The sequence below is a fragment of the Lactobacillus sp. ESL0260 genome (assembly GCF_003692935.1).
Taxonomy (GTDB): Bacteria; Bacillota; Bacilli; order Lactobacillales; family Lactobacillaceae; genus Lactobacillus; species Lactobacillus melliventris.
In genome coordinates this window covers 44,496-63,444 of record NZ_REHO01000003.1, presented here as the reverse complement: position 1 = coordinate 63,444, position 18,949 = coordinate 44,496, and the positions used below count along the sequence as shown (strand labels likewise).

17 protein-coding genes and 1 riboswitch are annotated in these 18,949 nt (G+C 36.8%); of the genes, 6 read left to right on the top strand and 11 right to left on the bottom strand.

Annotation, left to right across the window (positions count from 1 at the left end; genetic code table 11):
* Window positions 1-39: 39 nt before the first annotated feature.
* Window positions 40-1,881, bottom strand: coding sequence for a BspA family leucine-rich repeat surface protein (locus F5ESL0260_RS00830; RefSeq protein WP_122025513.1), 1,842 nt, complete (start codon window positions 1,879-1,881; stop codon window positions 40-42).
* Between the two features lie 182 nt (window positions 1,882-2,063).
* Between F5ESL0260_RS00830 and F5ESL0260_RS00825 the strand changes: the two genes are divergently transcribed.
* A complete protein-coding gene (locus tag F5ESL0260_RS00825) occupies window positions 2,064-3,587 on the top strand; it encodes an SLAP domain-containing protein (RefSeq protein ID WP_122025512.1) in 1,524 nt (507 codons plus the stop codon).
* A 114-nt stretch (window positions 3,588-3,701) separates the two neighbouring features.
* Here F5ESL0260_RS00825 and F5ESL0260_RS00820 read toward each other — a convergent pair whose 3' ends face one another.
* The 4 genes from F5ESL0260_RS00820 to F5ESL0260_RS00805 all read right to left on the bottom strand — a co-directional run bounded on the left by F5ESL0260_RS00820 (window position 3,702) and on the right by F5ESL0260_RS00805 (window position 7,420).
* Window positions 3,702-5,660 carry a BspA family leucine-rich repeat surface protein gene (locus F5ESL0260_RS00820; protein ID WP_158593801.1) on the bottom strand — a complete coding sequence of 653 codons (1,959 nt, stop codon included), beginning with the start codon at window positions 5,658-5,660 and terminating at the stop codon, window positions 3,702-3,704.
* Window positions 5,661-5,707: 47 nt separating this feature from the next.
* On the bottom strand, window positions 5,708-6,625 hold the full coding sequence (locus F5ESL0260_RS00815) for an HNH endonuclease (RefSeq protein ID WP_122025510.1): 918 nt from the start codon (window positions 6,623-6,625) through the stop codon (window positions 5,708-5,710).
* 117 nt (window positions 6,626-6,742) lie between these two features.
* Window positions 6,743-6,883: a hypothetical protein gene (locus F5ESL0260_RS00810; protein ID WP_090094091.1), complete on the bottom strand. Its 141-nt coding sequence runs from the start codon at window positions 6,881-6,883 to the stop codon at window positions 6,743-6,745.
* A gap of 177 nt (window positions 6,884-7,060) precedes the next feature.
* A complete protein-coding gene (locus tag F5ESL0260_RS00805; protein ID WP_122025509.1) occupies window positions 7,061-7,420 on the bottom strand; it encodes an iron-sulfur cluster biosynthesis family protein in 360 nt (119 codons plus the stop codon).
* A 188-nt stretch (window positions 7,421-7,608) separates the two neighbouring features.
* Here F5ESL0260_RS00805 and F5ESL0260_RS00800 point away from each other — a divergent pair, with 188 nt between their 5' ends.
* The 3 genes from F5ESL0260_RS00800 (at window position 7,609) to htpX (ending at window position 10,292) form a co-directional block, all read left to right on the top strand.
* The gene (locus F5ESL0260_RS00800) at window positions 7,609-8,709 is read left to right on the top strand and encodes an SLC13 family permease (RefSeq protein WP_122025508.1); all 1,101 of its coding nucleotides are present in this window, start codon (window positions 7,609-7,611) and stop codon (window positions 8,707-8,709) included.
* Between the two features lie 109 nt (window positions 8,710-8,818).
* Complete coding sequence (locus F5ESL0260_RS00795) at window positions 8,819-9,379, top strand: LemA family protein (protein ID WP_110445437.1); 561 nt, start codon at window positions 8,819-8,821, stop codon at window positions 9,377-9,379.
* A 16-nt stretch (window positions 9,380-9,395) separates the two neighbouring features.
* On the top strand, window positions 9,396-10,292 hold the full coding sequence (gene htpX, locus F5ESL0260_RS00790; protein ID WP_122025507.1) for a zinc metalloprotease HtpX: 897 nt from the start codon (window positions 9,396-9,398) through the stop codon (window positions 10,290-10,292).
* A gap of 30 nt (window positions 10,293-10,322) precedes the next feature.
* On the opposite strand, the gene F5ESL0260_RS00785 is transcribed toward htpX, so the two are convergent.
* Entirely contained in the window at window positions 10,323-11,261 is a 939-nt protein-coding gene (locus F5ESL0260_RS00785; protein WP_122025506.1) for a helix-turn-helix transcriptional regulator, read from the bottom strand.
* A 160-nt stretch (window positions 11,262-11,421) separates the two neighbouring features.
* Window positions 11,422-11,513: riboswitch (TPP riboswitch) on the top strand.
* Here F5ESL0260_RS00785 and F5ESL0260_RS00780 point away from each other — a divergent pair.
* Entirely contained in the window at window positions 11,482-12,912 is a 1,431-nt protein-coding gene (locus F5ESL0260_RS00780) for an ATP-binding cassette domain-containing protein (protein ID WP_158593800.1), read from the top strand. Its footprint overlaps the riboswitch before it by 32 nt.
* Window positions 12,913-12,921: 9 nt before the next feature.
* Window positions 12,922-13,575 (top strand): energy-coupling factor transporter transmembrane protein EcfT, encoded by a 654-nt coding sequence (locus F5ESL0260_RS00775; RefSeq protein ID WP_046324129.1) that lies wholly within the window; start codon window positions 12,922-12,924, stop codon window positions 13,573-13,575.
* Window positions 13,576-13,615: 40 nt separating this feature from the next.
* Here the strand turns inward: F5ESL0260_RS00775 and F5ESL0260_RS00770 are convergent, their stop codons facing one another.
* The 5 genes from F5ESL0260_RS00770 to F5ESL0260_RS00750 all read right to left on the bottom strand — a co-directional run bounded on the left by F5ESL0260_RS00770 (window position 13,616) and on the right by F5ESL0260_RS00750 (window position 18,949).
* Window positions 13,616-15,031 (bottom strand): sucrose-6-phosphate hydrolase, encoded by a 1,416-nt coding sequence (locus F5ESL0260_RS00770; RefSeq protein ID WP_122025504.1) that lies wholly within the window; start codon window positions 15,029-15,031, stop codon window positions 13,616-13,618.
* Window positions 15,032-15,064: 33 nt separating this feature from the next.
* Window positions 15,065-15,544 carry a 23S rRNA (pseudouridine(1915)-N(3))-methyltransferase RlmH gene (rlmH, locus tag F5ESL0260_RS00765; RefSeq protein WP_122025525.1) on the bottom strand — a complete coding sequence of 160 codons (480 nt, stop codon included), beginning with the start codon at window positions 15,542-15,544 and terminating at the stop codon, window positions 15,065-15,067.
* Window positions 15,545-16,035: 491 nt separating this feature from the next.
* Complete coding sequence (locus F5ESL0260_RS00760; protein WP_110445430.1) at window positions 16,036-17,244, bottom strand: S1C family serine protease; 1,209 nt, start codon at window positions 17,242-17,244, stop codon at window positions 16,036-16,038.
* A 64-nt stretch (window positions 17,245-17,308) separates the two neighbouring features.
* Window positions 17,309-18,106: an MBL fold metallo-hydrolase gene (locus F5ESL0260_RS00755; protein ID WP_122025503.1), complete on the bottom strand. Its 798-nt coding sequence runs from the start codon at window positions 18,104-18,106 to the stop codon at window positions 17,309-17,311.
* A gap of 15 nt (window positions 18,107-18,121) precedes the next feature.
* Window positions 18,122-18,949 (bottom strand): two-component system regulatory protein YycI, encoded by an 828-nt coding sequence (locus F5ESL0260_RS00750; protein ID WP_046324125.1) that lies wholly within the window; start codon window positions 18,947-18,949, stop codon window positions 18,122-18,124.

Genomic DNA, 18,949 nt, shown 5'->3' with positions numbered 1-18,949 from the left:
TAATTCGTAATTAAAAACGAACTAGCCTTTTTTTCTTATCTATTTAAGCTTGAACCCTTTAGGCAGCTGCGGCTTTTTGCCATTATACATAACATAAGTTTCTTTAGGACTCTTTTTAGCCGAATGGTTATACAGTTTTAGCAATTGCTTTTCAGTATACTTCTTGCCCCGAGGTTTGACAATTGTGCCTTTGCCAACAGCTTGGATATGTTTAAAGCCTTTGCCTACTCCCGAACTCTTACGTAAGCGGTAATGCCCAAGCTTGACAACAAAACCTTTAGGATTACCAGCATTTTTCAAAATCTGACTATTATGAATATTAAAATGGCTTAAATCAACTCCAGCGAGCTCTTGATCATTAGTAAACATTTCCGTTGAATCGTACATTTTTGGTAACCGCCAGCCACGCAAATCAACAAAAACAAGATTATCACAGTCCATAAACATTTGGCTGACCCTGGTAACCTGGCGTGTATCCCAAGTATGCAGGTCAAGCTGCTCAAGACTTTTTGCACCCTTAAACATCCTCAGCATATCAGTAACTTGGGCAGTATTAAAGTGCCTCAAGTCAATGTCTTTTAGACTGCTGTCGCCACTGAACATTGAATTCATCCAGCGTACGTTCTTGGTGTTCCAACCCGTTAAATTGAGTTTAACCAAAGAACTGTCTCCAGAAAACAGCGAGATCATATTAGTAACGTTGCTGGTATCAAAACTACTTAAATCTAAACTAGTAACAGCCGGATTGCATGCGAACATTTCTCTCATATCTTTAACTTTACTCGTATCAAAGTGACTGAAATTTAGCTGATCCAAGTGAGCGAATTTTGCAAACATCCCCGACATATCTGTAACATTACCAGTATTAAAGCCACTTAAGTCAAGTTTAGTTAAGTTAGAACACCCTTGAAACATATTTTTCATACTGGTGACTTTTTTGGTGTCCCAATTAGCCAAGTTTAAGTGAATAACTTTACTGCCCGAAAACATTTCCGCCATATTAGTCACTTGACTGGTAGCAAAATTACTCAGATCAAGACTTGACAAATTTTGGGTACTGGAAAACATATCGGACATATTATTAACTTTTCTGGTATCAAAGTGCTTAAGATTTAGTTCAGGAACTTTTATTCCAGCAAACATACCAGCCATGTTAGTGACATTACTAGTATCAAAATTAGCCAGATTAAGTTCTGCCACAGCGCTATCCGCAAACATCTCTGCCATATTGGTCACTCGGCTGGTAGCAAAACTACTCAGATTAAGACGTCGCATCGGACTGTTTCTAAACATACCACTCATATTAGTGACTTTGCTGGTATTAAAACTGCTCAAATCTACTTCTGTTAAGGCTGTGTTGTCAAACATTCGTTCCATGCTAGTCACTTGGCTGGTATCAAAGTGACTAACATCAGCTTTAGTTAGTGCTTTGTCATTAGTAAAAAGCAAAGCCATATTTGTCACTTGACTAGTATCAACTTTGTCGAGACCTGTAATATCCTCCAAATACTCAAGACCGGCAAACTTTTCTGCCGAATTCGAAGCCATTTGAATCGGTGTTTCAAACACAATATGCTCAATATTACCAGACCATTTAAACTGCTTTAAAAATGGTGTGCTGGATAATTGACTGCTCTTTTGCGCGCCACTAATCCGTAGAGTTCTACTAATAACGTCGTATTTCCATGTGCAGCTGCCATCAGTGCCAGTCCACAGACCGGCATCAGATGGCAAACCTGTCGCACTAATTGGGGCAACAGCATGAGTTTCTGTTGCAGCAGCAACATTTACGTTTGTTTGCACCGTTACGACTAAACCTAATGCCATTGTTGCAATACCTATACCAGTTTTTTCAAACTTGATTAAATTTGGAAGCTTCATCTTGATACCTCTTTTCTCTTACCCTAATTATACGGGTTTTTTGCTTAAAACTTATTAATGATTTAAAACTTAAGTTAAACTTTGCCAGACTGTTATTCTTTTACTGTAAGACATGTATTGCTGCACCTATATTAGGTTATAATAAATTTAACAGAAAGTAGTAGAGATAGTGAGGGTGAATTATGAAGCTGACAAAAAGAATTGGAATTAGCCTGGCTATTTTAGCACTGGTCGTAACTCCGCTTTTAGCAAATTGCAATCAAATACAAACAGTAGTGGCTGCTAAAAGCAGTAAAAAGACCGCAAAGGGTAAAATTACTTTAATCTATGGTGCCCATCTTTATAATAAACATGGTCATAAAATTAAAAACAAGAAAAAATATCTGCCATATGCGGAAGATGATGCCAGTGGTTATAAGTATATCTATAGCTTTAATGCAGATGTTATGAAATACTACGGCACTAAAAGAATTAAGGGCCAAAAATTCTATAATATTGGTAAAGGTTGCTACATTAATGCCGCAGATGTCAAGGAAGTTAACGGTAAAAACAGTAAAAAGGGCAAATTAGTTTTATTACAAAAATCAGCTGTTTATACTAAAGCCGGTAACAAGAGTGGCCACACTTTACCTAAGCGAGCTATCGTTAAATATCAAGGCAAAGTTAAACAAGTTAAGTCAAGACCAAAATACTATTATACTAAATACTTTAACTCAGACAACAATGAGCATATTTTCTATCTGCCACTCACAAAAATTAAAGGGAAAAACTATTATGCCATTGGTAAAAATCGCTATGTCAAAGCCTATAATGTGGCAAGTTTAGATGGTTATCCTCTAACTTACAATGGGGTTACAACGGCCACCGTTCTCAAAAAGACAGCCACTCAGACTTTAAACGAAATGAAAACCAAACATATTTTAAAAAAGGGGCAGAAAATAAAAGTTGACTTAGCCGTTACGCCTTGGGCAGAAGATTTTGAAGGCTATATTTTCCGCCTGCATAATCATCATAATGAATACATAGATGAAAACTGTATCAACCTGAGAAATTACTTACCAACGACCAATTACTCTGATTTAACCTATAGTTTTGTTACTGCAAAGACTACTGCAAACGTTAAGCTTTATGACGCCACAGGAAAACCCGTTGGGATTAGTTTTAACACTGCAAAGCAGTCTAACTTTAATGTTGACGGCTTGTTCTATATTTGGAATGGGGCTACAAACAAAGCTGAATTGTATTACCACCTTCTGAGTAACAATTTAGATAGAAAAGCCCTTATCAATAATGATGGCACACAATTGAAGGCCCGGGCGACTGACAAAAAATATGGGCCAACCATTCTCACCACCAGTGAAAAAATAATAGCAGCTAACAGTTTCGTCAAAGCAAGTGATGTGAAATTTAGCTGGGGCATAAAACTTTCTCCTGTAAACACTTCGTTAGCAGCCGAGCAGAAACAAAAGGTAGCAACCGACAGCGATAAAGTGAAGCTCCAGAAAGACTTTGATTCTGGACAACAAACTATTAACGAGAGTGTCCATTATGATGCACTTATGCAGAGCTATGACTATGCTTTAGCTAATGCTGCTGTTGTCTTACGGTCGAGCAAAGCGACGCTGGCACAAGTAGATCAGGCAATTTGGCTGTTAAAAACCACTAAAAAACAGATAAAAACTTTAAACTTCCCTGAATTCGCCTAAAGCTTACTAGAAAGACAAACAAAAAAGGATTAGTTCTAAAATGTGATATGACCCCCAAATTAAGATAATTTCGAGGATCATATCAATGAGCTAATCCTTTTATTTTACTTAAGATCAAAAATGAAATGATTTTGGTAACTGTGGTTTTTTACCGTTATACATGACATAGGTTTCTTTAGGGCTCTTTTTGGCAGAATGATTGTACAGCTTAAATAATTGCTTTGCAGTATATTTTTTGCCTTTCGGTTTTCTAATTGTTCCTTTGCCTACAGCTTGAATGTGCTTAAATCCTTGACCTACACCTGAACTTTTACGCAAACGGTAATGGCCCAGCTTCACAGCAAATCCTTTAGGATTACCTGCCTGATTTAAAATCCTGCTGTTATGAATATTAAAATTAGTCAGATCAACCCCTGCTAATTTCTTGTCCTTCATAAACATATCAGTCGCATCAATCAGTTTAGGCATGTGCCAGCCATGTAAATTAACTTTAGTCAGATTAGGACATTGAGCAAACATCTCACTTACTTCAGTTAATTTACGGGTGTTCCAATTATGTAAATCAACAGTTTTGAGACTCCGATCATTTTTAAACATCTCATAAGCTTCAGTGAGACTATTAGTTTTAAGATGACTTAAATTAATATTGACCAGCTGCGGGTCGTTTTTAAACATGCGACTCATACTCCTGACCCGTTTGGTATTCCAGCCTTTCAAATTAACCGTCTTTAAGTTGTCATCATCACTAAACATTTCAGACAAATTTTTATTGGACTTAGTATTAAAATGGCTTAAATCTAAGCTGGTAATTTTTTTCATACCAGAAAACATATAGCTGGTGCTAGTGACCTTGCTGGTATCAAAATTACTAATATCAAAATCAATTAAATTTTCAGCACCCTCAAACATGCCAAACATATCAGTTACCTTGCTGGTATTAAAGTGCTTAATATCCAAGCTAACCATGTTTTTTAATCGTACAAACATAGTGCTCATATCAGTAACATTGGCAGTATCCCAGCCCGTTAAATTAAGTTGTTTTAATGCTGCATCGTTTGAAAACATACCTGACATATTAGTTACTTTATTAGTATCAAAATTACTCAAATCCAAACTGGTCAAATTGGAATCTCCAAAAAACATAGCTTTCATATTTTGAACATTACTAGTATTAAAATTGCTCAAGTTTAGAGTTGTTATGTCCATACTATGAGAAAACATATTGCTCATGTCCGTTACGTTTTTGGTATTAAAGCCTAAGCAGTCGAGCTGTTTAATCAGGCAATTATTGAACATTCCGCTCATATTTTGTACTTTACTGGTATCAAAGCTATCTACATTAATCGTTTCTGCCTTGGTACCGGAAAACATATTTGCCATATCGGTTACTTTGCTAGTATTAAAGTTTTTTAAATCCAGCTTTTTAAAATTGGCCGCCGCAAACATGCTGTTCATAGTGGTTACATTTGCGGTATTCAATTTACTCAAATCTATTGCTATGGCAGTAGCATTATCCATACCTAATTTAAAGAACATGTTACTCATATCTGTAACTTTACCGGTATCAAACTTACTAATATCTAAGCTATTAAGGTTCATATCACCGGCAAATAAACCAGACATATCGGTTACCTCACTGGTATCAGCGTTCTCTAAACCCTTAATATCAGATAAATATCTCAAATTAGCAAATTTTTCTTTTGAGTCCGGTGCCATTTGAACCGAATTTTCAAAAACGATATGCTCAATACTTCCAGCCCATTTAAATTTTTTAATAAAAGGTGTGCTTGACAATTGTGCTCCTTTAGCACCACTAATAGTCAGCGTATTAGTAAGGACATCATATTGCCAAGTGCAACTGCCATCCGTTCCAGTCCAAAAACCTAGCTGATTATTGCTAGTGCTGGTTGCAGTAAGTGCTTTTTTTGCAGTTTGAACTTTAGCAGCAGGTGCTGCAGAAGCTGCCACAACATTCTGCACCAGATTAGTTCCACTCATCATGCCCAAGACTGCAGCAGCCATACTGATGCCTAGTTTTGTTAAAATATTTTGCTTTAATTTAGTTGACTTCATTTTCTGACCTCCTTTTGCTCTTAATTTCATTGTAAGCCTTTTAAAAACTAAATAATATCTTCTTTTGCGTTTACTTGCGCTAGTTTCCAGCCAGTCATAAAATGCTGCTCGCGTAAAGAACGCAAGTCAGTATAATCGCTCTCCAAGCTATCAATTGCATCCTGCAATTTTTTGTTTTGCTTACGAATCTGGTCAAGTTCAGGATCATTAACAACGCCTTTCAGGTGCATTTTAGCGGCTAATTCGCGGCGTCTTTCCTCAAATTCACCCTTCAATGTAGCAAGAGCGTCTTCATATTTGACCAGTTTTTGGTTAACTTCAGGAATTTCATTATTCAAACTGACAAATAATTTATAGGGCATGTTGGACTTAATACGGTTGCATTCCGTGCAAGATAAAATCAGGTTGTCAAAATCATTATTATGTGACAGTGAAACTGGATCTTTGTGATCGACGCTGCGGCCGCGCCTGCCGCAATATTGGCAGCGGTAATGGTACTTGGCCCGAATACGCTCACGGTCAATATAATCCACTTCATTGAGCTTAAAGTCGACGTTTAAGCCTAATTTACTTAGGTTTTCGGCAAAAGTAAACTCGCTGCTGGGCACAAAGTCAGTTTGACCCGTCTCGCTGTCAATTACGGCCTGGTTAAAATCATGTGTTGATAGTTGCTGCTGGGCTAATTCATTGCCGTCATAATCCTGAATAAAAGCTTCATAGCGCTTGCGCAGGTCATTTTTAGCTACCAAAAAAGAAGTATTGCCACTGTCTTCATCCTTACCTACAAAGGTAAACAGCAGGCATTGCGCGAAAACTTTAACTGCGCTATTGGCAAAATTCTCCGGCACTTTTCCTCTTTGAATGCACAGATCACAGATACTGGTTAACTTGGGATTAATCAAACCTGCTTGTTTAAAATGTTTGGCATTGATACGCAAACCGCACGCACTGCATTGAAACTTCACTTTTGAATGTTCTCCTTAAAATAAGACATTAATATTTAACTCAATTCTACTCAATTTAAGATAATAAAAAAAGGTGGACGTAATGTCATCCACCTTTTAGTCTTAATTAAAAACAAACTATTTGTTTTCGTCTGCTTTGGCCTTGTTCAAGAAAGCAACAACTGCTGCCACGTGCGCAACACGTTTCTTGCCGTTTTTCTTGTTCTTAGGTCTTTGGTTTGGTTCACAACCGGTGTTGTAATTCTCACCTTTACGCATAGTACTATACTTCCTTTCAGATTTTCGAAAATCTCATATAGTTTACCACTTAAGCTATAATGAAGCAAGATTTGCTCGTACTAGATCATTTTACTGTGATTTTTAATATCAAAAAACGGTTCCTTTGGAACTGTTTAAAATCTAATATTATTTATTAAATATTATCAGTTTATCACACTAATTATTTTCACTAACGGTCATAGCAGCATCAATCACGCCACTGTCGTCAGCTAAGCTGATTGCTGCATTCTTTTCATCAACTACCAAGTTATTGCCTAAATATTGCATTTCTGCAGGACTTGTGTATAAGTCAAAGCCCACATTATTTTCAACTTTAATTGAAAAGTCTGGATCTTGCTTATCCAAGACCACAAATTGAAAACGGGTTCCGGCAGCACAACTGCCAGCAATATTAGAGTATTTATTAGAGCCGTCGTTTAACGATAATAAAACAACTTGCCCCTCTTTTACACTCTTTTTAATTTTATCAGCAGCACCTGATTTAACGTTCATTTTAACTGTTTCGGAATTACTCATTTTAATATTTCCTCCTAATCCTTAGCAATTTTCTCAAGTATAGGATATATTAAGTTATAGTGTCAAAAATTATGTTTATAGTAAAAGTATCCCTTAATCTAAAAAATTATTATTGCTAATAAGGAAAAAAAAGGTCAAAATGTATATAGCGATTACAGATGATTATAACTTGTGAAAGGGGACATTTTATGACCGTCTTGAAAAAGGTTTTTAGCGATAAAATCCTGCAGATTACTTTTGTAATAACGATTATCAGTCTTTTTTTTGCTAGACCGCGGTTTGAAGACATTAACTTACATACGATCTTTTCAGTCGCCGCGATGCTAATCATTATTCAAATATACGCCTACTTACACGTCCTTGATGTGCTCGCGTATAAACTGACCAGTATTGCTGATAATATGCAAAAACTAAATATTTTATTTACGGCTTTAGCAATTATCGCGGGGATGTTTTTGGGCAATGACATAACAGCGCTTACATTGATTCCCCTATACTTGAATATTGCTAAGAGATGTGATTTACCCCAGATTTTACCCGTTACTTTAATCGGTATGGGTGCAAACATTGGGGCTGCCTTTACTCCTTGGGGTAACCCTCATAACATCTTTTTAGTTAGTAAATATTCTGTTAACGCTGTCCAATTTTTTTCATGGTCTTTGCCCTATTTAATAATGGCACTTGTTATTACGCTGATTATTTTTCACTTTATCCCCCGCAAAAAAATTCCGCGGCAGGATGTTAAGCAGATTAATATCAGCTTAAGACCAACAATCATTACTACAGCAGTGTTCGCGCTATTCTTCTTGGGCGTATTTAAAGTTATTAATGTGGTAATTCCGCTAATTGTTGCAATTATCCTGGCATTATTAATAAACCCCAGAATTTTGCTTAAGGTTGATTTTGCTCTGCTATTAACTTTCACCTGTTTCTTTATTTTCATTAGTGATATTCAACAAATTCCGCTGATTGTCAGCATTATCCATACAATGATCAATTCAGAAACTTCAACTTACTTCACGTCAATTATTTCAAGTCAAATTATCAGTAATGTTCCTGCAACCATTTTAGTTGGTAAATTTACCCCTTATGCTAAAGCATTGTTTTTAGGTTCCAATATAGGTGGCTTTGGTTCACCGATTGGTTCAATGGCAAATATGCTGGTGCTCAAAACTTTTACCCAAAATGCGACAGTCTCAAGGGGAGAATTTTTCAAAAAATGGACTGTGATGCAATTCATAGGTTTGCTGGTCTTGACAGTTGTAGGCTGGGGACTTTTATTAATTTAATAATCAATTTAGTAAAGCTTTGCTAATGAAAGGTAGTATAAGCTCCTTTTTTATACTCAAAAGTCTCTTAATCAGTTATAATTAAGAGACATATATAAGGAGGAAGATTATGAACAGTTTAACTTGGATAATTGTAATTATTATTATTTTATTAATTGCAATCTATATTGCGGTATACAATGGCTTACAAAAAGCCAAGGTTTACACCGATGAGTCCTGGAGCCAAATTGACGTCCAATTAAAGCGGCGTAATGACTTGATCCCTAATTTAGTCGAAACCACCAAAGGATATGCCAAACACGAAAAAGAAACACTGGAAAATGTTGTGCAGCTGCGTAATCAGTTAACTAACATTCCCAGCGATGACCATGCACAAACCTTAAAAGTTTCTAACCAAATTTCTGATGCGCTTAAGTCCATCTTTGCCTTATCAGAAAATTATCCTGACCTTAAAGCCAATCAAAACTTCTTGAAATTGCAAGAGGAATTGACTAATACTGAAAATAAAATTGCCTATTCAAGGCAGCTTTATAATTCATCTGCTGCTTTATACGATCAAAAACTTTTAACCTTTCCTTCCAATATTGTTGCTCACATTCATGGTTTTAAGAAAGTTGACTACTTGCAAACCAGTGAATCTGAAAAAGAAGTACCTAAAGTAAAATTTTAAATACTAGGTCAGTTTTATGTTATTTCAACAAATTGCCCGCAATAAGCGCAAAACTGTGGGTATTATGGGATTGTTTGTTATTATCTTGGCACTTGTAGGTGCGGGATTAGGCTACCTTTTTAGCAACAGACCAATTTTAGGTTTAGTTATTGCAGTGATTTTTAGTATAATTTACATGCTAATTGTCTTGCCCAATCCGGCAAACATGGTTATGAGCCTCAATCATGCCCAAGAAGTTCATGAACAAGATAATCCTGAATTATGGCACGTTGTGCAAGATATGGCACTAGTTGGTCGGGTGCCCATGCCGCGGGTATTTATTATTGATGACGCCAGCCCTAATGCATTTGCGACAGGAAGAGATCCGAACCATTCAGCAGTTGCAGTTACTCAAGGTTTACTCGATATGATGAACCGCGAGGAACTGGAAGGGGTTTTGGGTCATGAGATTTCTCATATCCGAAACTACGACATTTTAGTTTCTACTATTGCGGCAGTGCTAGTAGGAGTCATTTCTTATCTTTCTGGGATCGCCAGCCGCTATATCTGGTGGATTGATGATGATCGCGATAGTGATCATGATAGTGGTGGCACTATCGTTGTCATTTTTAAGGTAATAGCTATAGCGTTTGTCTTAATTTTGGGGCCTATTTGTGCCAGTTTAGCGCAAATGGCATTGTCACGTAACCGCGAATACCTTGCTGATGCTTCTTCAGTAGAGCTAACGCGCAATCCTCAAGGGCTAATTTCGGCGCTTGAAAAAATTGACGGCTCTGCACCAATGAAAAAAGCTGATCCCAGCAGTGCGGGAATGTATATTGAAGATCCTATGCGTAAAAAACGCAGTTTTACCCATTTGTTTGACAGTCATCCACCAACAGCGGACAGAATTAAACGTTTAGAAAAAATGTAAAAAAACAACCTTCTTGTTCAAGGTTGTTTTTTATTTCAAATTAATATTTGCCTGCCTGAATAGTTCTGCACGCATTTGTACTGGCGTTTCATGATAATATTCACTGAACTTCTTATAAAAGAAGGACTTGCCGCTATAACCAACACGGGTAATTATCTCTTTGACGGAAATATCTGGGCGAGCAAGTAAACTTCGTGCTTCCAGCATGCGCCTTTCATCAACATGTTCCACAAAACTTTTGCCAGTTTTTTGTTTAACCAAACTTGAAAAATAATTAGGATTAAAGCCAAAATGTTTGGCTGCATCATTAAGCGTAATATTAGTAAAATGGGCATCAATGTATTTTTCCATATCCGTTTGTGCAAACTGATGACTTGTTGCTGGAGTGGAAGTTAAATTTTGCTTTCTGACAGCAGAAACGAAAAGCAAAGTAAGTTCTGCCATGATAGCGTTGCGGGTAAATAAGTCATGATTAAGATATTCATTAATTATCTTTTTAAGTAGATGGGCAGATTCTGACATTAAGGTTCCGTTTAACCCTAATAATCTTTTTTGCTCAAAAGTGGTATTGATTTTTTTAAGCACTTGTTTTTCATAATTGTTCATTACAGTCAGGCTATCGAAAAAGTTCTGGATATCTATATTAGGATCAAATTCGAGTTTAACTAAAATATCTTTACTGCCAGGTTTTAATATTTCATAATTACTCTTTTTCTGTAAAAAGATGATATTACCATCATTGAGCATAAAATTCTGACTATTTATCCTCACTTTGGTTGAACCTTTTGCCTCATACAGAATAGTTAGCCCTGTTGTTTGGTAGCGATGAATTCCCGTATTACGATTTTCTAAAAAGGCTATAAACAAATCAAAGTTGCTGTTACCTGGTTTTATTTTCACTTCATTAGTATCAGACCTAGCCGCATCTATGATACTGGCTAAATATTGTTCCAATTTAACTGCTGCCATTTCTTTCACCTCTTATACAATTTTGGGGTTATATAGTTTTATTATATAGCAAATTTTCATCTTACTAATATAATTTTGTTATTTTACCTTTATCATTGCTACATGGGTAACGGAAAGTCCTTGTGCATCTAGACAACTAATTTTCTTTTCTGTATAATAAAATTTAACATCGGGGTGCCTGTAAAGGCTGAGATTAAACCCGCAGAACCTGCTATGGATAATGCCAGCGAAGGGAAAACGAAAGATTTTACATCGTCAGGCCGTTATCCTGACGATTTTTTTGGTAACTAAATTGATTAAATTAAATAACCTAACATTTTCATATGATAAACAAAACCAAATTTTAACAGACATTAACTTAAATATTCCTACAAAGCAGTTTTCATTGTTAGTTGGACCAACTGGCTGTGGTAAATCTACCTTATTGAAAATAATAGCAAAGTTATATCCTGAATTTGCGGGACAACTAAGCGGCACTGTTACTCTGGGCGGCTTAAAGGCTGCCATGATGTTTCAAAATGCCAGTGAGCAATTTACTATGGCAACTCCTCGAGAAGAAATTATTTTTGCACTGGAAAACCTCTGCCTTAATAAAGCCCAGTATCTAAAACAGTTAAATGAAGCCGTTCAGTTTACCCAAATTGATTATTTACTTGATCAAAAAATTAACACATTATCTGGTGGTGAACAACAAAGAGTGGCATTAGCTGTCCTCATAGCAATGAATGTTGACCTGTTTTTACTTGATGAGCCTTTCGCCAGCTGTGATCCCGCTGCCCGCAAGTTCTTAATCGCTAAACTAGCACATCTGCGCGATCAAGGAAAAACAATCATCTTAAGTGACCATGTGCTAGCTGGTTATGAAGGAATCTGCGACAATCTTTTTCAATTTCAGGGTAAACGCCTGGTGCAGCTTTCTCAAGCAGAGCAGGAAAAATTATTGCGAAAAAGTACGGATTCTAATTCCTATACTTTTGTCTTACCGCAACAGACTGAGGAGTCATGCTTTACCCTGCAAGACGTTCAGATTAGGCAAAATCGTTTACTTCTAAAGCAGGAACATTTAAATATTGTTTCCGGTAAAACCTCTCTGATTACAGGAGCCAACGGTGTGGGCAAAACTTCGCTTTTTAATGCTCTGACTAAAATGATCCCTTATTCAGGCAGCATCACCTACCACAACCGTGAAATTAATAAATTACCTACTCGTAAGTATTTGCTTCATGTAGGCCAAATATTTCAAAATGCAACTGACCAGTTTATCAATGTCTCTGTTGCAGATGAAATTAACCTCAGCAAAAAAAAGCGGACCAATTCTTATTTTACTGATGACAAAATAGCTGCTGCTTTATCCACTCTTGAACTTGATTCACTGCTTGATCATGTCGTGTATTCATTATCCGGTGGGCAACAAAAGAAACTGCAAATCTTGTTAATGTTGATTTCAGATCAGGATGTATTGTTAATTGACGAACCACTTAGCGGCCTGGATGCAGACTCCGCTGTCAAAGTAATGTCTTTATTAAGAGAGAGTCAGAAAGCACGGAAGCAAACGCTTTTAATTATCAGCCATGAGTTAAAGAATTTAGCTGATTGGTGTGACTTTCACCTTATTTTTAAAGACCAGCATCTAGCTTACACGAACAAGTGAGGTACTATCATGAATCCTAGTTTTAAATTTATCTTGGCTCTGATTATTTCTGTAGAAATATCACTGAAATCAAGTTTACTAACAAACCTCTTAATCATATTCTTGGCATTGGTCTATTTAATTTACAAACACATTAAATTAAGCAATTTGCTTTTAACTCTACTAATGCCTTTAATTGCCGCTTTTACAGTTTTTGCGACTTTATACTGGTTCTCGCCACAGCCCAACTTACAGAACGCACTAAGCTTATCTAGTCGAATTTACGTTTATACTTTGACTATCTACTGCGTTTCAATAGACACTACTGCTACAGAATTTGCCCGCTCTTTTGAACAAAATTTTCATTTGCCCAGCAAGTTTGCTTATGGAGTTTTAGCTGCTCTTAATATCGTTCCCCGAATGAAAGAGGCTGTTAAGCAAATTCGTACTGCTGGCATGATGCGGGGAGTATATTTGAGTTTTTGGTCACCGGTTCTTTATTTTAAAGCTATCTTAGTTGCTCTGAATTCTGCAGAAAATTTAGCTCAAGGTATGGCATCCCATGGTTACCGCGAAAATGCCAAGCGTTCTGTCATTGCAGCTGTTCCTGTTAAAAAAAGTGACTGGCTGCAGTCAATTGCAATTTTGGTTTTAGTAAATCTAGCATTATTGACGTTAAAATAAAAAAGTGGACGTTCTTGTCCACTTTTTTCTATCCCTTAATTTATTCAGCTAAAGAATAACCTGCAACACTAATATTAACCGGCTCGTCTGCATTAATAAAAATTGCTGGCTTTTTGGTTGTGTAATAGCGTTCTGAAAATACCAGCTCCCCGTCATTTAAGAAAAACTCAATTGAACTTGTATCAATAAAAACTTGAATTTTTAATTTTGAGTTTGGTCTCAGTTTGCCATAACGTTGTGCGTCGGTTGTCGATTTATACGCTCTGATCAAAATTACTTCATTATTTTCCTTATTCCAAGATAATGTAACCAGATTTTCCTGTTCATTTTTAAAAATGAAGCTAATCTCATTACCTGACCAATTTTCAGTTTTAGCAGTTAAAAGCAACTCCAAGTGCTGTGGATCAGAAACATTAACTTGCATTGAAGAACTCGTTTGTTTTTCGTCAACTACTTTTTCTTGCCGCAATTGTTTTAACTCATTGACTGGCGTCATATACAGCTGATTATTTTTTAAAGTTAATTCTCGCGGCAAAGTTAACGCCCCACACCAGCCATCAGCCTGCTCGGGAAAGTCTGCATGCCACATATCGAACCAGCCAAAAACAATACGCCTATTATCAGGCGTTAACATAGTTTGGGCAGCGTAAAAGTCGTGTCCGTGATCAAGTTCATGAAATGCACCATGTTTAAATTGATTGTTGCGATAATCCATTTTACCGATAAAATATCCCGTTTGATAGCAGTTAAGATATTCTTTACCCTTTGCCACGATTCCTTGAGGTGAACATAACAAAACGTCCTCTCTGCCCAATGAAAAAAGATCAGGGCACTCCCAGGTGTGTCCCTCAATGTTGGCTCCCTGAGAAACAGCAATTGGTCCCAAATAATCCCAGTGCAATAAATCAGTCGACTTATAAGTAATTGCACGGCCTAATCCTTTCTTATCCTGACCACCCACAACAATATAATATTCATTTCCATCTTGCCATACTTTAGGGTCACGAAAGTGCTGTGAGTTATCCGTCGGTGGCAATGCAATCACAGGGTTTTTACTATACTTTTCAAAATGAATACCATCGTCACTATAGGCAACATTTTGCGTTTGATAAAAGCGACTATGATCATTGACATCGTAGTAATGATTACCTGTATAAATCAGATACAAGCGACCATCCTTTTCAATTGCACTGCCAGAATAACAGCCATCTTTATCCTCAGAACTATCCGGAGCCAGTGCAATTGGCAATTCTTCCCAGTGAACCAAATCTTGACTGCGATAATGGCCCCAGTGCATAGGGCCTCTTTTAGATGAATAAGGATAGTACTGGTAAAAAATATGATAGTAGCCTTTATAATATGAAAAGCCATTAGGATCATTCATCCACCCGGAAGGTGTTGTTATGTGATAATTTAGCCGATACCGCTTGCTAGTAATTTTAGCCGGAGTTTGCATTTTTGTTTTTTATTGCCTTTCGCATAATCAAATCTACTTATGATACGGACTGCCACTATTAATCATAAAGCCGCGATAAATTTGTTCAATCAAAACGACCCGCATTAACTGGTGCGGCAAAGTCATTTTGCCAAAGCTCATTAAATCATCTGCTCTTTTATCTACTTCCGAACTGGTACCTAAACTGCCACCGATAATAAAAGTAAGATCAGAATGTCCGTAGGTTGTAAGGTCCTTAATCTCGTGCGCAAATTCTTCACTGGTTCTCTGCTTGCCATTAATTGCGGTCACAAAAACGTATTCTTTATCTTTTATTTTGCTCAAGATTCTTTGTCCTTCTATTTTTTTGACATTTTCCTGCTCTTTTTGGCTAAACTTTTCTGGTGCCTTCTCATCCGGAACTTCAATTAACCGTACTTTAGCAAAACGGCTCAGCCTTTTTTGATATTCAACAATAGCATCCTTAAAATACTTTTCTTTTAACTTACCCACACAAACAATTTTGATATTCATAACTGCTATTTTATCCCCCAATTCCCAAAGTTTCCACTTACCTTTTCCACAACTGTGTAAAGGTAAAAACTACATTTTGTGGTCTTTACCTTTAGTAAGCGAATAAATTGTGTTTTGCTTATTTTTTTAAATTTGTCAGACTAAATTTACCCACAGTGAGATTAATTATAGGTAATTTTCACAAACTTTTTGCTCTCAAATACTGCTGTTAAGCCCTGAACAACTGTTTGAGCTAATTAATTTTCACTATTATTTACACACAATTCACAGGTTTTCCACAATTTGTCCCAACTACTTTTTCGCATTTTATGCACAATCCACAAAGTTATCCACAGTTATCAACAAGATTTTTATCTTTGTGTTTTACTTGACAGCTTTTAATTCCGAACTTTAATTTGTTTCCCAATAACAATATTAAGAAAAAAGCTATACTTATGTTTCAAACCGCATAGTATAGCCTTTTTTTTACTTAATTCTGGAATATTTTTGATTTAGTCTGACTGCAATTTTACTCGTAAATTGATTTCTTTTCCGTTACGATTAACGGTCAAATTGACGTTATCTCCGACTTTGTGATTATACAAAATGCTGTGTAACGAAGCGACATCTGAAACAGCTTTGTTGTCAACTTTAATAATTACATCGCCTGCTTTAACTCCTGCTATCGCAGCCGCACTGTGCTTAGTAACTGAATCTACATAAATACCATTTTTAAGATTAGATTTGATGTTAAGGTGGTTTCTGTAACTGGAAGGAATGCCTTGTAAAGCAATTACTTTAACTCCCAATTGTGGACGCACAATCTTACCTTTCTTAACCAATTGATTAACGATAGTTACTACTTCATTGGAAGGAATAGCAAAACCCATTCCTTCAACTGATGTACCATCACTTGATTGCGAAAGTTTCATTGAGTTGATCCCAATAACCTGCCCTGCAGAATTAACTAATGCACCACCTGAGTTACCAGGGTTAATTGCTGCATCCGTTTGAATAACTGTCTGCTGATTAGCAGATGAAGTAGTAATGCTACGTGCAGGAGCCGAAATGATCCCTTGCGTAACCGTAGAAGCATATTCACTGCCCAGAGGAGAGCCAACCGCAATTACTGTTTGTCCTGCCTGTAAGCTCTTGGAATCGCCAAATTCAGCCGTTTGAGTAACATAGCTGCTATCAATAGAAAGTACAGCTAAGTCTGTTGTAGCATCCGTACCAATGATACGTGCATTAACTGTTTTACCATTAGACAGCATAACCTGAACTTTATCACTACCAGAAACAACGTGGTTGTTGGTAACAATATAGCCCTTATTACCGGACTTAGTGTAAATTACGCCTGAACCTTCGCTGTATGTCTGCAGCTTTCCTTTGCCCTTATTATCATTATCGTAATCGCCGAAAAAATCGAAAAGGGAATTGCTGCTGTTTGTCTGCCTTTTCATATTAATAACTGAAACCACAGCACCTTTAACGTCATTATAAGCTGGCGTCATTGTCCCGCTGGTTTTAGCACTGTTTCTAGAGGTTTTAGCACTGCTGGAACTAATACTAGTCTGTGCATTATTATTCATATTAGCATTATTAATTTGATCTAAGGCCACATATGAGGCCCCACCACCTATAAGTCCGGCTACAACACCAACAATAGCAGTCTTCAAAATGCCATGTTGCTGACGACCAGAGTTTTGATTATTCATCATTTAGTCTCCTTTATACATCTTTTTTACTATACTAACAAAATTTGAAAAAAGGTAAAAAATTTCCTTAAATTTGTACTAAATTAGTTGGCTGGACCGGGTCGGTCAAAACAATTTTAACATCACTGGGCAAATTAGCATCTCCGTCAACCATTATTTTTTTAGCAGCATTGTAGGCTAACTTTGCCGTATTATTATGCTGACTCCTGTGTGCCAAAAATATATGTTCTGTTTTACTTGTTACCACATCCAGCAGAGCCTGCCCTGCATCATCGTTTGATAAGTGACCAACGTCTGATAGTATGCGCTGTTTTAAACCCCAGGAATAAGGACCATTACGCAGCATCATGTCGTCATAATTAAATTCCATTAGATAAGCATCTGCGTCTGCAATTACACTTTTTACCTTACGGGAAACATAACCGGTATCTGTCAAAAAGGCCATTCGTTTACCGCCGCTTGTAAAAACATAATATTGTGGCTGAGCCGCATCGTGACTCGTTGCGAAAGCAGTAACATCCAAATCTCCAAAAGTCTTAGTTTGTCCCGGTTCAATAACATTAATTTGTTCAACCGGTATTTGCCCAATCTTTTGCGTTTCAGTTAAATATTCCCAGGTACCACTATTGGCAAAAGCAGCAATTTGAGGGTAGCGTCGCATCAAAACCCCCAATCCTTTACTATGATCTGAATGGTCATGGCTTAAAAAAACCATGTCAATATCTTTAATATCAACGCCAACTTCACTTAGCAACATCTTGATTTTTTTGCCTGACAAGCCGGCATCCATCAAAATCTTATGCTGCCCAGTTTCAATCAAGCTGGTATTGCCAGTCGAACCGCTGGCCAAAACGGAAACCTGCACCGCATTCTTTCCTTCCTAATTTTTTTGTACATTAACATTATATGAGCTGCCCTGCAAGATTTGTGCTGTAAATGCATTAACTCTTTTAACAGTGATATTCTTAGTAGTCTTATTTTCTACCTGGATTAACCAAGTTGGTAATAAAATAGTGCTCCCGCGAACGTCGGTTAATTTAGAATAACCCAGGCTAACTTGCATCACACGTGAATTGTTGACAATTTCCCTATCAGTATACATTGCTTTGACAGCATGCCAGGCACTGATAATTAATTGTGGTTCACGTACAGCATTAATAGGACCCATATAAGAAATAGTATAGTTAACAATTTGATTATCGCGCACATTAATTGTTAACTGAGCATCGCTATCATAAATCCGACCATAATCAGTATTTTGGACATAACAATAGGTATTATCGCCCGACATACTGGGTTCGAATTTAAATTCTTTACCGTAAGGAACATTTTTAGGATCATTTTTAAAATCCTCTAGTTGTTGTAAATTCTTTTTACGATTCCCACTAAGCAAAATCAGGGATTTTGGTGTACCAGTTAAAGAATTATCACTCTTGGAATAATGAGTAGTAACTTGCGTTAAACTGCTGCTTTTACGAGAAAGATAGTCGCGATTCTTAACAGCTAAGTAATAACCAGATTGTTGCTTATGCGAAATATGGAGGGGAATATCAATGCCGTCAGCACGCATCTCGGCCCGGATACTTGTTGCAGTGGAACCGGAGGTATCACTTAAGCTAATAGGAGAACGCCAAATTTCTATTCCTAAATAAATATCAATTAACAAGAAAATAATGAAAAATAACCATTCTATTCTTTTACGGTCCAT

Coding starts and splice junctions, on each gene's coding strand:
- F5ESL0260_RS00830 (WP_122025513.1), bottom strand. CDS start 1,881: ATGAAGCTTCCAAATTTAATCAAGTTTGAAAAAACTGGTATAGGTATT.
- F5ESL0260_RS00825 (WP_122025512.1), top strand. CDS start 2,064: ATGAAGCTGACAAAAAGAATTGGAATTAGCCTGGCTATTTTAGCACTG.
- F5ESL0260_RS00820 (WP_158593801.1), bottom strand. CDS start 5,660: ATGAAGTCAACTAAATTAAAGCAAAATATTTTAACAAAACTAGGCATC.
- F5ESL0260_RS00810 (WP_090094091.1), bottom strand. CDS start 6,883: ATGCGTAAAGGTGAGAATTACAACACCGGTTGTGAACCAAACCAAAGA.
- F5ESL0260_RS00805 (WP_122025509.1), bottom strand. CDS start 7,420: ATGAGTAATTCCGAAACAGTTAAAATGAACGTTAAATCAGGTGCTGCT.
- F5ESL0260_RS00800 (WP_122025508.1), top strand. CDS start 7,609: ATGACCGTCTTGAAAAAGGTTTTTAGCGATAAAATCCTGCAGATTACT.
- F5ESL0260_RS00795 (WP_110445437.1), top strand. CDS start 8,819: ATGAACAGTTTAACTTGGATAATTGTAATTATTATTATTTTATTAATT.
- htpX (WP_122025507.1), top strand. CDS start 9,396: ATGTTATTTCAACAAATTGCCCGCAATAAGCGCAAAACTGTGGGTATT.
- F5ESL0260_RS00785 (WP_122025506.1), bottom strand. CDS start 11,261: ATGGCAGCAGTTAAATTGGAACAATATTTAGCCAGTATCATAGATGCG.
- F5ESL0260_RS00780 (WP_158593800.1), top strand. CDS start 11,482: ATGCCAGCGAAGGGAAAACGAAAGATTTTACATCGTCAGGCCGTTATC.
- F5ESL0260_RS00775 (WP_046324129.1), top strand. CDS start 12,922: ATGAATCCTAGTTTTAAATTTATCTTGGCTCTGATTATTTCTGTAGAA.
- F5ESL0260_RS00770 (WP_122025504.1), bottom strand. CDS start 15,031: ATGCAAACTCCGGCTAAAATTACTAGCAAGCGGTATCGGCTAAATTAT.
- rlmH (WP_122025525.1), bottom strand. CDS start 15,544: ATGAATATCAAAATTGTTTGTGTGGGTAAGTTAAAAGAAAAGTATTTT.
- F5ESL0260_RS00760 (WP_110445430.1), bottom strand. CDS start 17,244: ATGATGAATAATCAAAACTCTGGTCGTCAGCAACATGGCATTTTGAAG.
- F5ESL0260_RS00750 (WP_046324125.1), bottom strand. CDS start 18,949: ATGGACCGTAAAAGAATAGAATGGTTATTTTTCATTATTTTCTTGTTA.